A 15,968-nucleotide genomic window follows, 5' to 3' on the forward strand; every position below is an offset into this window, starting at 1 on the left:
ACTGTTCAGCCACGGATTCGCTTGGGGCGGGAGTTCACCTGCTGGACGACGAGGAGAGGACTGCGTTCGGCGGTGAACCAGTCCGTGACGATGACCCGTGAGGGATCACCCGCATGGGCGAGTGCCGCTTCGAGCGCGGTTTCGAGGCGAGGGCTTGTCAAGTCCTCCTCACATGTCTCCAGGGGATGGCGGACCACGATGGCGTACGGTGCGCGCCGTGCCTTCATTCCCATGACGCCCATGTCAGGCAGCAGGAAGGTTCCGTCGTACAGCGCCTGCAGCCCTCCCAACGACACCCGCTCGCGTTTCGCCGACGAGGCGCTCAGGGCGAGCGGAGCGCCGGAAAGCACCGTGAACAGATCAGCGCCGAGCCGCCAGTCCAGCAAGGGGTGAAACACCATGTTGTCGTAATCGCGCAGGCAGCCGTAGCACGACGTCTCACAGGCGTCGGCGTGCGCGGGATCGGTGAGATCCGCGAGGAAGCGGGCGACGTGCCCGGTGAACTCCTCGGCGACCTCGCCGAGATGGGTGCTGAACCCCGCGCCGTTCTCCAGCGCGTCTGCGAGGAAGGCGTACAGCGCCGTTCCATCACGGTGCGGTCCCGGGTGCACGCCCGCGATGAGTTCTCGCGGGTCGACATCGAGGAACTCTGCGGCGGCGGTGCGCAGCAGGAACGCCAGCGAGTACCAGGCGGCGCGCCGCCCCTGGTGAAGATCGGCGCGGAAGCGGGGTCTGGGAAGGTCGAGGCCGAGTTGCAGCCCCTGCTCGGGGTCCGTGGTCGTCTGCGGCCCGACGAACAGGAAATCCGTGGGGAGTACGGCACCGAGCGCGGCCCGTACCGGTTCTCCGAAGCCCTTCGCCGTCGGGTCGGCGTCCTGCGGGACGACGTAACCACCCCAACCGCCGGAGGCCCTTCGGAACGCGAACCCCTCGTTGTCGTTGTCGTTGACGATGTAGCGCTTCCCCGGTCCCGCGTAGAGTTCCGCGAAGCGCCATGGCGTATGACGCAGGGCCGTCAGATCGGTGGTGGCACGGGCGGTCACCATCCGGGCCGACCAGGAGAAGCTCCCGTCGAAGTCTCGGGGCGGGCTGGCCCGGAATCCCGCGGGCTCCCGCAGGTCCACGACACGGAACCGCTCGGAGCCGCACAGTGGGCACGGCCCCTCCTTCCCCGGTCCCAGATGGTTGCATGCCGAACACAGCCCGATCATCCGCTGGTTCATGAGCGGTTCGGGAATCGGCCTGGGCTTGCCGTAGGAGTTGGGGACGAAGTCGGTGACACCCACCACTGTGAAGACCTCGCCGTCCTTCACGATCTCGCTTCCGGGGGCGAAGGACGACACCGCGAGTGCGAGATCCCGGTCGACGGTGGCGTCCGGCGGCCAAGGATACGAGCGGCTGGGTTCCTTCAGGTAGAGCTGCCGCACTCGGGTGGGGAATCCGAACATGGGGAGTATCCCCAGATGCGCGAGGCGTTCGCCGAGGTCCTCGCTTTCGCCGGGACGAGCGGCGAGCTCTCCGATCCGGTCGAGGAGCCGTTCCGCCCATTCCCCATCGAATCGTTCAGGAGTGAATGCCGTGAAGGCGGTGAAGGCAGCGGCGCTCGAAACGATCAGGCTCGGGTTCTCGCGGCACCACCGACGGATGACGGGTTCGACCTCGGGCCACTCCACCGCGTTGCCGAACTGGCCGTGAACACCGCCGGTGCGGTCGGCGGCGAGGCCGGTGGCCGCGAACGCCATCCGGAGGGTGTCGCTCGCGACGGTCCGCTCCAGGATCTCCAAGCGGTCCAACGCCAGGTAGGGCGGGGGAACGGGATCGTTGGTCACCGCTCCCGGGTTGCGGAAGTAGTGCTCGTCGTGGCTCCGTCCCCGGCAGACGGTGAGGGCCACCGCGACCGGCGATGACCGACGACCCGCGCGGCCGACCCGCTGTTGATAGTTGAACCTGGTGGGCGGCATGTTCGCCATCACCACGGCGGACAGCGGCCCGATGTCGATTCCCGCCTCCATCGTGGTCGTCACCGAGAGCAGGTCCAGTTCGTGAACAAGGGGCCGCTCCTCCTCGTCGAGGAAGACCCGCTGGAATCGGGCCTGCCGTCGCTGTGCCTCCACCCGGCCGGTCTGCCCGGTCAGTTCCGCGCAGTTAAGCCGGAACGCTCCGGACGCGGTCGCTGCCTTCCACGCGTAGTAGTCGTCTTCGGCTGCTCTCAGCGGCTCCGGTTTTCCCAAGAGCGGCCCCCGGCAGCCCGTGCACACGCCGGTGCTTGGGGCGAGATGCTGTCGGCCGCACATCCCGCAGTGCCAGGCGCGGTCCCCCACAGGGCGGATCGCGACCTTCGCCGGATCGAGGAGGAAATCGGTGACGATCCCCCGCCAGTAGGTCTCCGCCTGGTCGCGTACGTCGTGGGGGTCGAGGCCGTGAAGCTCGGCGACCTTCTTCCAGTAGCTGTTCAGCCGCTTGGGGACCCCTGAGACATAAGGGTCGCGGAGGTTGTGGAAGCGCCGCAGTTCGGCGAGGACCCGCAGGCTGCCCTGGCCGAGCCCGGAGAGTTTCGTGTCGGTCCGCTGATCGGCGGCGTCGATCCAGCCCATCCCCAGTGATTCGAAGTCGCGGTTCGAGCCGGAGAACAGCGCCTCCACGGTGTTCTCCAGCAGATCGCCTTCGGCGCTCTGTACGGTACCGAGCAGTGCGTCGGAGAGCGCGGGAATGAGCCTGGGTGGCGTGACCGTCCAGTCGTAGAGGGTGTGCCAGTCGGCTCCGCCGGGCTGCTGCACGGAGGGCCGGGGACCGGCCGGGTTGACGCCGAGCGCCATCAGTCGTCGATGGATGACGGTCTTCGCGAGCAGGTCGAGGCGGAGTGGAGCCGTGAGCTTGGCCGCGGCGATCGCGGCCGCTTCCTCGTCCTCGTCAAACCAGGCCAGCCGCAGGTCCTTCAGCGCGTCCGGATCCTTCGCGGCGAGCCGATCGAGGTCGGCCCGGTTGCCCGAGGCCCTGGCACGGGCGATGTCGTCGCCGCTGATGCTCTGTTCCTCGGTTCCCTGCAGTGCGAAGATTCGCACCAGGTCCTGGTAGTGGCGCAGGGCGAGGCCCGCGGAAAGTTTCGCGGCGTTCTGCCGACTGTCGGAGAAAACGATGAGTTTGCGGTCGGCGGCATCGTCGAACTGGGTCGCGAGCTCCGTTGAGAGAACCTGGTTCACTTTCTCGAACCCGGTACGCATGGCGCTGATGGGAGACAGTTGCCGGTCAGGATGGGTCAGGGGGAGAACACCGATGGTGCTGTTCCTGGTGCGCTCCCAGTCGGCGGCGCACGAGGGGCAGCGGGTCGGGAAGGGGGAGAGTTTGTCGAGGTCGACCCGAGACACACCGGTCTCTGGGTTCTTGCTGGATTCGATGTGGAAGCTCCAGCCGGTCGCGCCCTCCTCCTGGTTGGTGAGCGTGCCGGCCCGCGGGTTGAGGATGGAGCGGCGGAAGGACATGGTCACCGCGCCTTTTCCTCGCTGGAAGCTGTCGTTGTCGCCCGACTGCTGTCGGCGAGTTCGAGGCCAGTACACGACATAGTTGTGAGCCGTACGATCCGGTCTGGCCAGGTCCGGGATCCTCGACAGGTCCGGAGTATCCGGAAGAAGATGCGAGTCGAATGCCGGACGGTCGAACGCTTCCCAGGGGGCGTACCCGCCGAGGAAGACGTCCCCGCAGGATCGGCAGAAGAGCAGTTCCAGCACGCGGGCGCCGCACCCGCAGAATGTCCGTGGACGGGCGTACATACGGCCGATGCCCCGTCCCTCGTACGCGCCGCCGGGGATCTGAGGACATGCCGGATCCGAGCACGCCCACATGCCCGAGACGTTGCGGAAGAACAGGTGCGCGCGGATCTTCTCGGTGGAGGCGATCGCGGCGTCCCGCAGAGGGACCGTGCGGCCGCCGCCCACCGCCAGCTTCCCCGGGATGAACTGAAACGACTTCTGGCTGACGGCGAAGAACTGCTCGGGGAAGGAACGATCCCGCTCGGAATCCAGCGACGCCGATGTGGTGATGATCCGCAGCCGTTCCGGACGGTCCATGATGCCCAGCCGTTGCCGGAGATTCCGGAGGAGGTAGGCGACCTCCGTGCCGGCCGTACCCCGGTGGATGTGCAACTCATCGACGACCAGGGTGAATCGGGCACCCGGTGTCTCGGTGAGCCACCGCTTGGTCTCCGTGAAGAACCCTTCGTCGCGATCCCTCAGCAGCATGATGTTCAGCATCGAATGGTTGGTGATGAGCAGATCCGGCGGGGCGTGGTACATGTCCCAGCGCGACAGCATTTCGGCGCCACCGGGCCGGGGCGCGAAATACCGGGTGTCACCGTCGGCCTTCGCCGCCTGACGGCTCCGGTCCTGCGCCTCCCGGAGGAAGTCCCGTAGTTGCTTGACCGCGCCCGACTGGTCCGGTCGGCCCAGCAACGGAGTCGCCCCGGTGTACCGTCCGAAGTAGAAACGGTGTCCGTTCCGGTTCGCGTCGAGCCATGCCCGTGCCGCCTCGCCGTCCAGCGCCCGACGCAACCGCACGAGCTGATCGTCGACAAGGGCGTTCGTCGGGTACAGGATCATGGCCCGTACGGCCCGAGGACGTCCCTGTTCTCCCTCTCGGTGCGGCACGTACGACGCGCCGGAATGATCCCACCAGTTTCTCACCGTCCCCGGCGTGCCACCCCAGGACCGTGACTCCGCGAGCAGGTCCGCGATGATCGGCAACAGGAACGCCTCGGTCTTCCCCGATCCGGTTCCTGCCGTTACGACCACGTTCCGATCGGGGGTCAGGGCGTGGATCAGTGCTTCCTCCTGATGGGTGTACAGCTCCTGGCCTGGGCTGAGCAATCCCAACTGGGCGAAGTCGGCGAGTTCCGGGGAGGCACCGGCCAGCGTCGCGGAATCGGCGAGAGAGCGGCCGGTGGTCGTGTATTCCGGACGAACCTCTACATAGGGCTCGGTGTACATCCCGCCCGGAGCGTCCAGCAACGTTCGTCGCTCCGCCTGCAGTCGCGGATCCCGAAGCCGGAACGCCGTGTCGTAGTACCGCAGGTACGCCTCGCGCAGCGCATCGAAGGTCCGCGTCACGTCGAGCCCGCTCATTGAATCTCCAGTTTCCGGTACAGCGATGTGGCGATCTTCTCCGCGATCCGTTGCGGCACCCCGTCATAGGCCAGGCCCGTCGACACCTGTAGTGGTGGCAGACCCGTGCACAGGACCGCTGCCTGCCTGTGATGGCGGGGAAGCGGAGTTCGATGATCAACGATGAGCCGACCCGTGTTCTGCCGGGTGCCCTCGGCCTGATCAGCCTGCCAACGGAGGGGGTGAATGGTGGGTGACAGGGACAGATGTATTCCGTCGTCCCTGCCGACGGGATACCAGTGGCGGTCGCGGCGGAGAACGTACTGGGGGATCTGTCCGTGCAGGAGATATCTGTACAACCCCGGAGACGGAGTCGGGTTCGGTCGCGACTTCCTGAACTGGCCGGAGGACTTGTCGAAAACGGCTAACTCGGTGTTACGGGCAGGCCCGGATCCAGGCTGTCCGAGTTTTAGAGGGGGTAGCTCGTCAGCGATCCGCTCCGCGGCGCATTGTGTGAGGTGGACGCCGAGCGCGCTCTGTGCCTGCTCCGCATGCCCTTGGAACCACACGGTCGACGGAGGCTGGATCGGGGCCTCATGTCGGTGTCGGCACACGACCAGTTCCGGGAGATCGGTCCAGTTCTCCAGGGTGGGACGGGCGCCGATGAGCAGCGTCACCTGGGTCTCACCGGGGAGGGGCGTCAGGGTCGACGGCAGGGCCTGCCAGGTGCGAGCGGTCCGGTCGAGGCGGAGAAAACCCATGGCCTCCAGCAACTCGATCCATCGGGAGGCATCACCGGGGGTGGCCCAGGCAGCCCAGGCGATGTCACGCCGGAGCCGGTCCAGCGGCCCCGAGCCGACCTCGGCGAGCCAGGAGACGCACAGGTCCGGATCGAATTCGATCAGGCGGTCAGCCATGGCCGTAACCATTCATCGCCAGATATCTCTTATGGAGTTTCCATACTTCGTCCAGATATCGCGTCCAGAGTTTCTCAGATGGTCGATGTTCGATCACGCACATGACTGTCCAGAACTTCCACATCTCCGGGGTGACCTGGGCGATCCGTGGTTCTTCCGGACGGAGCATCTGGGCTTTGATAGTGCCGTCTGGGCAGTCGATCACGAGCCAGACAGCGGAGTCGGGGATCTCTATCGCAGCAGGGCTACCGGACAGTCCGGTATGCCGTGCGTGCCACCAGGCAGGTGGTTCCGCTGCGGCCAGGTCGGTGTGGTGGCCTTCAGCGTCGATCACCGTGGCTCTTTTCAGCGGGGAGTGCTCCGAATCCACCTTGGGGGAAGTCAGGTTTTTGGGAACGCGCTGCTGTCGAGGGGCGTGCAGGTGGAAGGTGAGCTGTCCACTTTCGCTGTCGATCACATGGCGGCCGGCGGTGAGCCCTCGACCTCTGAGTTCCGTTCGCTCGTCATCGCAGGGGATCCGCTTGCCGTCAAGCCGCACGTCGCCGATCCCCACGGGCACTACCAGGTCCGGCTCGCCTCCTACGAGGTAGTGTCGCCGCTCGCCGTTGTGCTGGAGTCGCAGTCCGCCCATGAGCCGAGGCCGTCGTACCACCGCTCCGGCACCTTCGGTGAACTCGATGTCGGCTGCCACGAACCAGCCGTCTACGGAACTCTCCTCACGGTCCTCCCAGGTGAGACCCGCCTCTTTCAGAAGGTCTCTGGCCTTCTCCTCGCCCCGCGCGTCGAAGAGAAGAAGTGAAGGCAGGCGAGGAGCCGCCTTTTCGACCTCTGTCCATCCGCCGAGAGGGTCCTCCTGGAGGATGATTGGCTCCTTTTGGGAAGGAAGGCTGATTTCCAGATGCTCGCCACGCGCGACAAGCCCGGAGGTAAGACTCTGGCCGATTTCCGGTAGGTCGCCTGAGAGCGTGTACAGAGATCCTTCGCCCTCCGCGGTTACCGTGAGATGGCCACCGGGATGTGTCAGCACGTCCCCGCTGATGCCGCCGAGGCGTTCTGCACGCCATCGCAGTGTCCAGCCGTCCCGTGGGTCGTCGGCTGCGGTGATCCGCAACGGTAGTCGGCGCAATCCGGTTGGAAGCGAAAGAGGACGATCATCGGATGTGGCGAGGGCGACCAGTAGCGGGCCGAGGAAATCATCGAGGTCGCCTTTGTCCAGGGCCTCTCGAAGACGGGCGGAGAGACGCGACCGGTTTTTCCACATCCGCAGCCCCCGTAGGAGGGCGGTCTCGTCACGTACCGTGCACCCTTCGAAGAAAGGAGCCAGTCGTTGGCGATCGGCGGCGCAGACGAGGGCTTGTGAGCGGGCGTATCCAATGAGATTCTGCCCCTTGGAAGTGCGCAACGTGCTCACTCCCCGTGTTCCTTCGCGTTCCTCCAGCCACTTGTGGAGATACGTCCAGAGGGATCTCACCGTTCCGTAATCACGCTGGAGATATTTCCCGTGATTGGTCTGGTGTGACCAACTTGGCGGAGGGAGTAAATCGGCCAGGCGAGCGTAGTAGTGGAGAGCACCCCTTCTGCCTTCACCACGCATCCGGGTGGCGGCCAGAACGCACACCGCGAGTAACGGCAGGCACGGTGGAGGGTCTTCTTGTATGGATCGTTTCCAGGTGAAGTACTCCTGGAGGATCGGCCCGTACGCGTTGCTACGCCAGTCGAGGGCCTCCTGTGCGACGGCAGTGCACAAGTCATCGATGGAATCGGTGGCCTTGGCGTCACCGTGTAGCTGCACGGCTTTCTCGTCATCGACGAAGAACAGTAGTGGGTAGCCATTTTGTTCGGGGCCGAAGAACTCTCGGGTAAGGCGCCTCTGCCACCAGTTATAGGAGCGCATGGGAGCTATCCGCAGTGATTGGGAGGTGCGTGATCATTCCCTTAAGGCGGCTATCGGATTGATGCACGTTTGGTATCAGCGAGGTCACGCCAGAACGTTCTTCGGCTGCTCTGCTCATCGACTGAGCCGAGTGGCATTGAACGGTTCGGTTGGACCAATCGATTGTTGTGGTCGCGTGACCGCTTTGGCAATAAATGACCTCATGGTCAACAGACGTGGCAAGTGGCGCTCTGGTTTACCTGTGTGACCTCTGAGAAGAAAGATCTATGTGAAATATCATCACATAGATCTTTTTGGGTGATTTGAGTTATTTAGGAGGTATGGGAGGTAGTAGATATTTCGGCTTGATGTATGGCCGTGTCCGGCCACGGTCTCTCGACGACTGAACGCGCTACCTTTCGGGGGCGTGCCGCACCACATTGCCGCTCAGAATTTTTGACAAAGGCCGGGCGGTCCGCTCACCCCCGAGGAGCTCGGCGCCCAGAACCGTCGTGTCCGCTGCCGGAACCGTTGGCGAGTCCGGAGAGGAACTCCTGGGTCTCGGGATCCGTCGAGTACAGGACCACCCCGCCAGGCCCCTGGTGAGCAGCACCTTGTAGGTGTTGCGGATCAGACGGTCGAACTGCTCGTGGGTGACCGGCGACTTCGTCAGGTCCTTGTCCTCGCTGCCCGTGCGCTCGGTGACGAGTCGGCCGCCGCGCGCCAGCAGGTCAGGCCCGATGACCACTCCGGCCCAGTCGAACAGTGTGGGAGCGTATTCGTCGCCGGAAGCCCGTCGGGCCGCGAGGTCGATATGGAGAGAAGAGTGTGCTCTGCGCGCTCTTCGGGTCCTCAGGTCCCGAGCAGCTCTCGCATGAACTCCTGCGTCCGCGCGTCCGTGGAATAGACGCAGGTGCCGATCATGCCGCGGGTGAGCAGGACCTTGTAGGTGTTGCGGATCAGCCGGTCGGCCTGCTCGTCGGTCACCCCTCGCTTTTTGAGCTCCGGGTCTCTACTGGCCGCCCGGACGGTGACGAGCCTGCCGTCGCGGTAGACCAGGTCGGGGCCGATGATCACGCCGTTCCAGTCGTATTCGAAGCCCTGGGCGGTGTAGACGCAGCCGACCTGTTCGAAGCCGCCGTCCTGGGTCGCCCACAGCGCGCTCGCGGGCGCGTCACCCACCGCGCGGTCACCCTTGACGTTCCACGGGCGGGACCAGCCGTCGAGCCGGACGTCGGGGACGAGGGTGCCGTCCGGGTGGGGATCGCTCCACGGCCAGCAGAACCCGGCCGTCATCCGGGCCGAGTAACCCTTGTCCAGCTTCGAGCGCAGCAGGGCCTCGAGCTCCTGCGGCGACCCGGCCGCCGAGACCGAGAAGTGGTCGTCGCCGGGCCACGGCGCGGGGCCGCCCTCCCGCAGGCCGAGCAGCCGCAGCACCCACTCCTCGTACGCGCGGCTGCCACCGCAGCGGAACTGCTCGTCGAGGGAGACCTCGTGAACCCGGAACCCGCGCGCCTCCGCGTGGTCCCTGATCTCGGCCACGGTGCCCATCTCGCCGGGCCGTACGACCTGGTGCTCGTCCAGCAGGAAGACGGGGACCCTCGCGGCGTCGATCAGCTCGTCGACCTGGCGGCGGTCGCTGCGCAGGTGGGCCGGGGTGTAGCGGTTCTGCGACGTCTCCCGGATCCGATGCGCCTCGTCGCAGATGAGGACGTCGAGTCCGTTGCGCTCGGCCTTCGTGAAGCCGTTGAAGTACTTGAAGAGGCTCTTCACCTTCGAGGAGCCCTTGCCCGGCACCTTGCGCAGCGTCTCGGTGAACGAGCGGGACCCGGTGGCGTGCAGGACCGCACGACCCTGCCGTGACAGCTCGCCCAGCAGGGACAGCGCGATGACGCTCTTGCCGCTTCCGGGGCCGCCGGTGATGACGACGACCTCCTTCGAGTCCGCCCCGCGTGCCCTGCCGACGGAGTTCAGCACGATCTCGTACGCCAGCCGCTGCTCGGCGAGGAGGACGAACTGCTCGCGGTCCTTGATCTCCTGGGCGGCGAGTTTGAGAAGCTGCTTGGAAGGGCGGACGGCGCTGGTGAGGAACCGGTCGGCCGCTTCCGCACCCGCTTCGGGGGCGAACAGCTCGCGCAGGTAGTCGAGGAGGGCTCCGCGGCGGCTCTTGGTGAACATGCGGGTCCGCTCGTCGAGCACCCCGGCGTAGAGGTCCTGGACGTCCGGGTCGGCCGCGTTGTGCAGGTAGGCCACGCCTCTGAGCACGTCGTCCCGGCCCGCCAGGGCGGCGACGAAGTCGGTGATGTATTCGCAGTAACCCTGAACCTGCAGCACCGGGTGCAGCTTGGGGCCGCCGGGAACGCCTTCGACGAGCACGAGCTTGGGATCGTCGTCCAGCAGCTCGGCCTGGCTCCACTGTTTCAGCTCCACCACCAGGTAGGCGTCACCGCCCGTACGGCGGTCGACGCCCGCGAGAACCACGTCGGCGCGCTGGCTGGTCAGCGGCAGCTGGTATTCGACCAGCATCTCGACACCCCCGAGCCCGGCGTCGACCAGGTCGCGGGCGAGGACGGGAAGGCTCCGATCCCAGGACCTACGCTCGGCGGGGGAGGGGTTGATGCGCGAGGTCCTTCTGAGGTGCTCGGCGATAACCTCGCTCAACCGCCGCTCCGGAACCGAAGCGTCGGTCGCCAGCATGGCCAGACTTTCGGCGGAATGCCGAAATGCCGTCACGGACCTACCCCCAGGCAGCACGAGAGACTCGTGCGGTGTGGGGGCGTGTCCGCGATCAGATGATGAGCGGAAGCCCGTCGGGCCGCATCACTACGTCAGGCACATTACAGCGATCATCCGACAAAATCAGGCGAGCGGCGGGGCCTTCCTGGCCGACCCCCGGTAGGTCTCCACGGCATAGCGTTTGTCGCTCTGGTCGAGCTTGGCGTGGGCGGCCTCGACGAGATCGACGTTCAGCACATCGGCGAGCCGGACCAGGTAGATCATGACGTCGGCGAGTTCGGAGCGCAGGCGCCCGGCGGCCTCCGGATCCTCCATGGTCCGCGCGGACTCCTCGGGAGTGAGCCACTGCAACTCCGCGAGGAGTTCACCGGTCTCCCCGGCCAGGGCCATGGCCAGGTTCTTCGGGGTGTGGAACTGCTCCCAGTCCCTGTCGTGCGCGAACCGCCGCAGTCTGTCGGCAAGTTCCTCAAGCTCCGTCATGGCAGCACGCTACAAGCCACGGAAAGCACGGTCCGAGACAACCGCGGCTGTCCTTACCGCGCCATCGGGAGCGGGGGAGGGGGGACATCCGGTCGAGGAGGTTCCGCCTGTTCAGGCGGGTGTCCGTGTCGCGGCCTGCTCCTGTCGGCCGAGGAGTTGTTCGTGCAGAGCACGGGCGGTGCGTACGAAGTTGCTCGTCCCCTTGCGGGCCGCCGCCTCGGCGACCGCGGGGACGGGACCGCGCGCTCCGGCCCAGCGGGCGGCGTCGATCGCGAGGGAGAGCGCCTGAGTGTGCCCGGAATACGGTCGCTCGTCGGGTCCTGGCAGGTAGACCGGCAGCAACCCGGTCATGATCTCCCACACCTGCCGGTGCGCACCCTGTTTCGCGCATTCCTCCAGCGCCGAGCGCACGGGGCTCATCGTGGTCACCTCCCTGCGCAGGGAGAGCCCGAGCTGACGGCCGCATTCCACGGTGGGCAGGCAGTCGGCGGCGGCCGCGTCCAGCAGCAACCGCAGACCGCGTTCGGGCCATGCGAACATGCCCTGCTGGGCCAACTGGACGGCGATCAGCAGCGCCGTCGCCTCACCCACCGGCCCGTCCTGGGAGAACAGCGCGGTCACGTACTGATGGAAGTAACCCGGCCGCTCCCAGGTGTCGAGCAGGTGCGGCAGCAGGTGCATGGCCACCGTCTCCCGATCCGAGGGCAGCGTCAGCCGCCAGAACTCCATGTACTTGCCGTCGTCTTCGTCCGTCCAGGAACGCGGGTCGGACAGTAGCGTGTCGATCAGCGCGAGCCCCGTCGGTTCGAGGCGGATGCGGGGGTTCAGTCGGGGGGAGTGCTCGCCCTTCTGCCGGTCGTGCGTGTAGGCGCCGCCGGCGTGTGCCCAGTCCACCCGCAGTTGCGGCTCCGGCCGATCGGTCAGCCAGCGCGCCAGCGTGGCGCCCGCCTGGGAGGTCAGCTTCCCGGCACGGTCGACCACCTCGGCGGACGCCTCGCGCGGCAGTCGCAGCAGCGCCTGCCCCAGGTCGGCGGGCAGGACCTGGGCGCCGGCCCGCTCGTATCCCTCCAGGCGGGCCACCAGCTCGGCGGGATCGAGGTGACCGGAGGTCAGGGTCGGGGTGGCCAGCAGGTACGGAGGCAGCGTCCCGGCTTTCAGCGCGGAGTGGACCTCGGCGCAGCGCAGCAGCATGGCGTAGTGCGGCGCCGAGAGGTGACGCGGGTCAGGCAGACGGTCGTGCGGCGCCTTTTCCTGCTTCTCCTGCTCATCGAGTCTTCTCCAGCTGCCCGACGACATGATCCACACGTTCAGGATCTCCGCTTCGAGCGGCGGGCCCTGGGTGAAGTGCTCAAGATTGCCCAGCGGAGTGCCGTTCTCGGTGAGGGCCGCGGCGATGTTCTCTCGCATCTCGGCGGGCAACCGGCCGAAGTCCACCTCGATGTCGCGCTCCTCGTCGCCTTCGGCGATGCGCACGCCGATGATGTGCCTGGCGTACTCGGGAGCCTGTTCGGGCTCGGGGGTCGGCGGCTCCTGTCCGGGGTCGGCGGCCTCGCGCAGCAGCGCCTCCGTCCACTCCTCCAGCCGGCACCATTGGCGCCGCTGGTAGATGCGGCCCCGGCCGGGGCGCGGTCGCCTGGACGGGTCGCGGACGAAACCGTCGAGCCACCGTTCGAAGATGATGACGTCGCCCACCTGGCCGTAGGCGGCGGTCAGGTCCTCCAAGGCCGGTGGGAACGGCTCGCGGGCGACCGGCTGGAACGGCGGCAGCGTCCCCGGCTCGAAGTCGTCGATCACCTCCGGCTCGGCTGCCACCACCCCGTACGCCTGGGAGAGCCGCGCCGCCAGCTCGGCGGGCAGGACGCTCGCCGCCTCGCGGACGGCCTCGGCTCCGGCGGGCGTGAAGCGCCGGGCGTGCTTGACGGCCAGGCGCACCGCGCGCTCGCGCACCTCGTAGGGCTCGCACAGGAATGCCGAGGCGAGCGCCGGGGCCAGCTGGTCGAGGTCGCCGTCCACGTCGCGGGCGGCCTGGTCGAGCAGGGTCAGTCCGGCCCGCACGAGCTTGCCCTCGGGGCGGAACAGCAGCGCCGACACCGCCTCGTCGATCTCCTCGCCGCTCAGTCCGCCCGCACCGCGCAGCTGCCGTAGCGCCAGCTCGGCCACCGGCCCCGGCGCGGCGGGCAGCAGTCGCAGGTAGTCGCGAGTGCGCTCGGCGCTCGGCGCCGGGTCGAGCATCTCGTGCAGGCGAACGAAGAAACGCAGGTCGGCGGCGTTGCCACCGCGCAGGAACCGGCGCAGGCAGCCGTCGACCAGCGGATCGGGGGCGAGTCGGCCGGCCGTGACCGCGGCGCGCAGCGCCCCCAGCCAGGTGCGGAGGCCGGGATCCCACGAGGGCGGATCGACGCTGTCTCCGCGCAGCGCCCGGCCCACGCCCTCGGCCTCGCACAACCGGGGCACCAGGTGCTCGGCCAACGGGTCGTGCTCCAGATCCGGCGGCTGGGACACCCAGGCGACGGTGAGCGGGTCGTGCTCGGGCGGGACGGCACCGCTACGGCGCAGCAGCTCCAGGGCCAACGGCATGCTGTCGTCCCTGGCCTGGGTCCGGTTGCCGCGCAGCCGCAGGGCCAGCCGCACCGCGAGACCGGCCTGCCACTGCTGCGGTCGCGCGGCGATCACACGCAGCAGCGGCCCGGAGTCCAGCGGTGGCCGCCAACGGGTGAAGTCGCGCCGATACAGCCAGGTCGCGACGGCGGCCACCCCGCCGAACACGCCCGCGCCAGCGACCCGCATGGGCTCGATCCATTCCTCGCCGCCGCTCCATACCCCCCGGCGCTGGTCGCGTTCCTCGACCGCTGTCCTGGCGACGCCGATATGGTCGGGCAGCTCGCGAGCCACCTCCCGGCACCCGGCCTCGTCCAGAGCCAACACGGCGTCTGCGACCAGGGCCGGGTCACCGGCGGCGATGGCCGCGCGCACGCTCGACCAGGCCCCGCTCACGGGGGATTGTGTCGTCATGCCGCACACCGTAGAGATCGCCCCCGACAGAACCGGATCTCACATGAACAGCACCGGGTAGGCGATGCGTTGGAGGTGGAGGGCGGAGGTCGCCCGCCTCCTTGGCCTTGCTCAGGAGTTCGCGCACCCCGTGTAGGACATGGTGGCCGGACGGACAGGCCTGTTACTCCGAGTGGTTTGACAGACACGGAGGTGGACTGCTTCACTTGGAGCATCGCCCCACGGGACACGCGCCGGTGGGAACAGGCTCCGTCCGTTGGACGGGGCCTTGTATTTTCTCACCAGGTCGTCGGCCGCCGGATCTCTCCTCGCGAGTCCTCCAGCTTTTCCGGAAACTGGCAGGTGGCCAGGACGGTCTCCCGGATCTCTCGGAAGAAGGTTGGGGCGGCGGCTTGTAGGTCGAGACTCCGTCCGCGTATGCGATGGGGGTTGACCACGCCCACGCGAAGGCCGACTTCGTGGCAGACCAGTCGGATGGGCTCGGCCAGATCGGCGTCGTTGCTGATCACGATGGCGACCTGGCGATCCTCTCGGAAGGCGTCCGCGAGCAGATAGGTCGCAAGATTGACGTCCGAACCCTTCTCCTCGGTCTTGATGACCTCCACCGTCGTGGGGCCTACTACCGGTGGATAGGCGAGTCGCATTCTTGTCTTTTTCCGCTGGAACCGTCCCAGATGGATGGTGAGGTGAGGAATGGTAGACAGGGCTCTGAGGTAAAAATCCTGTTTGTTTGGGCCATCGGGGTCATCGGGGCGGGCTGAAACCTTGGCGGTGAAGTAGCGGATGCGGTGGATCTGATGGGTGGGTGCGAGTCGCCGGGAAAGAGCGTCGAGGTCCAACCACTTGTAAGGAGTCCCCTTAAGGCAGCCGTAGAACAGGTTGAACCCGTCAACATAGAAGTTCGTAATCACAGAGTGAATCTATCGTCACGCAAAGTTAAAACAGTGGGGTTTGGCATACTGCTTGGGCGGAAGCGTGAGAGCCGGAAGCCGGTAGGACAATCGCCTCTCAACTGAAGAGTGCGACGTCGAGCGTGGCTCATCGAGGGCAGGCGGTCTTCTTACCGCGATCGGGCGAGCCGGAATCCCAGGTCGTCGATGCGGAGGGTCGGGTGGCTCTTGCGGCGGCACGACGCCCGGCATCCCCGGGGGTGATCGGACACACCTCCGCCCCTGAAGACCCGGTACGGGCCGTAGACCTCGGGGTCGTAGACGTCCCAGCACCACTCCCACACGTTGCCGATCATGTCGTACAGCCCCCATGGGTTCGGCGCCCTGGTCGCGACGTCGTGGACCTCGCCGCCGGAGTTGCCGCGGTGCCAGGCGATCTCGTCCAGCTCCCCGTAGCGGACGCCGGTGGTCCCGGCCCGGCAGGCGTACTCCCACTCGGCCTCGGTCGGGAGGCGGTAGCCGTCGGCTTCCCGGTCGAAGACCACGTCCTCGCCGTCGGGGTCGTCGCCGATCGAGTAGCAGGGGGCGAGCCCTTCCGCCCGCGAGAGCAGGTCGCAGAACCGGACGGCGTCCATCCAGGAGACCTCGGTCACCGGCGTCCGCGGCCCCGCCGGGCTCGCGGGCGCCTCGCCCAGGACGGCGCGGTACAGTTCGCGGGTCACCGGATAGGAGGCCAGCTCGAAGGCCCCGATCTCGACCTTCCAGATCGCCTTCGTGCCCTCGTCCCGCAGGAAGACGTTTCCCGCCGGGATCGCGACCATGTGCTCGGCGACGGCGACGGCGACGGCGGTCGCCTCGCGCGGCGTCGGCTCGGCGCTCATCGTTCGTCCTGCTCCACCCGATCGGTCCGGGTGAACGACATGCGGACACCCCCGTCCGCGAACGCTACCAGGCGCGTCGGCGGGCC

At 67.2% G+C, this 15,968-nt stretch carries 9 protein-coding genes; all 9 read right to left on the minus strand.

The annotated features are described in order from the left end of the window. Positions 1–5: 5 nt before the first annotated feature. Positions 6–5,114: a DEAD/DEAH box helicase gene (locus tag AB0B90_RS31405; protein ID WP_362926098.1), complete on the minus strand. Its 5,109-nt coding sequence runs from the start codon at positions 5,112–5,114 to the stop codon at positions 6–8. Further along, complete coding sequence (locus tag AB0B90_RS31410; RefSeq protein WP_362926099.1) at positions 5,111–6,010, minus strand: hypothetical protein; 900 nt, start codon at positions 6,008–6,010, stop codon at positions 5,111–5,113. The genes AB0B90_RS31405 and AB0B90_RS31410 overlap by 4 nt, the downstream gene beginning before the upstream one ends. After that, on the minus strand, positions 6,003–7,904 hold the full coding sequence (locus tag AB0B90_RS31415) for a hypothetical protein (RefSeq protein ID WP_362926100.1): 1,902 nt from the start codon (positions 7,902–7,904) through the stop codon (positions 6,003–6,005). Before AB0B90_RS31415 ends, AB0B90_RS31410 begins: the two co-directional genes overlap by 8 nt. 391 nt (positions 7,905–8,295) lie before the next feature. Further along, complete coding sequence (locus tag AB0B90_RS31420; protein WP_362926101.1) at positions 8,296–8,631, minus strand: DNA/RNA helicase domain-containing protein; 336 nt, start codon at positions 8,629–8,631, stop codon at positions 8,296–8,298. A gap of 104 nt (positions 8,632–8,735) precedes the next feature. Continuing rightward, on the minus strand, positions 8,736–10,580 hold the full coding sequence (locus AB0B90_RS31425) for a DNA/RNA helicase domain-containing protein (protein ID WP_362926102.1): 1,845 nt from the start codon (positions 10,578–10,580) through the stop codon (positions 8,736–8,738). A 162-nt stretch (positions 10,581–10,742) separates the two neighbouring features. Further along, complete coding sequence (locus AB0B90_RS31430; protein WP_362926103.1) at positions 10,743–11,099, minus strand: nucleotide pyrophosphohydrolase; 357 nt, start codon at positions 11,097–11,099, stop codon at positions 10,743–10,745. Positions 11,100–11,210: 111 nt separating this feature from the next. Continuing rightward, a complete protein-coding gene (locus AB0B90_RS31435; protein WP_362926104.1) occupies positions 11,211–14,111 on the minus strand; it encodes a DUF6493 family protein in 2,901 nt (966 codons plus the stop codon). Between the two features lie 278 nt (positions 14,112–14,389). Then, positions 14,390–15,022 carry an NYN domain-containing protein gene (locus AB0B90_RS31440; RefSeq protein ID WP_362926105.1) on the minus strand — a complete coding sequence of 211 codons (633 nt, stop codon included), beginning with the start codon at positions 15,020–15,022 and terminating at the stop codon, positions 14,390–14,392. A gap of 149 nt (positions 15,023–15,171) precedes the next feature. Next, positions 15,172–15,822: a formylglycine-generating enzyme family protein gene (locus AB0B90_RS31445; RefSeq protein ID WP_350945388.1), complete on the minus strand. Its 651-nt coding sequence runs from the start codon at positions 15,820–15,822 to the stop codon at positions 15,172–15,174. Positions 15,823–15,968 lie beyond the last annotated feature (146 nt).

The organism is Streptosporangium sp. NPDC049078 (assembly GCF_040648855.1).
GTDB lineage: Bacteria > Actinomycetota > Actinomycetes > Streptosporangiales > Streptosporangiaceae > Streptosporangium.

Coding starts and splice junctions, on each gene's coding strand:
- AB0B90_RS31405 (WP_362926098.1), bottom strand. CDS start 5,114: ATGAGCGGGCTCGACGTGACGCGGACCTTCGATGCGCTGCGCGAGGCG.
- AB0B90_RS31410 (WP_362926099.1), bottom strand. CDS start 6,010: ATGGCTGACCGCCTGATCGAATTCGATCCGGACCTGTGCGTCTCCTGG.
- AB0B90_RS31415 (WP_362926100.1), bottom strand. CDS start 7,904: ATGCGCTCCTATAACTGGTGGCAGAGGCGCCTTACCCGAGAGTTCTTC.
- AB0B90_RS31425 (WP_362926102.1), bottom strand. CDS start 10,580: ATGCTGGCGACCGACGCTTCGGTTCCGGAGCGGCGGTTGAGCGAGGTT.
- AB0B90_RS31430 (WP_362926103.1), bottom strand. CDS start 11,099: ATGACGGAGCTTGAGGAACTTGCCGACAGACTGCGGCGGTTCGCGCAC.
- AB0B90_RS31435 (WP_362926104.1), bottom strand. CDS start 14,111: ATGACGACACAATCCCCCGTGAGCGGGGCCTGGTCGAGCGTGCGCGCG.
- AB0B90_RS31445 (WP_350945388.1), bottom strand. CDS start 15,822: ATGGTCGCGATCCCGGCGGGAAACGTCTTCCTGCGGGACGAGGGCACG.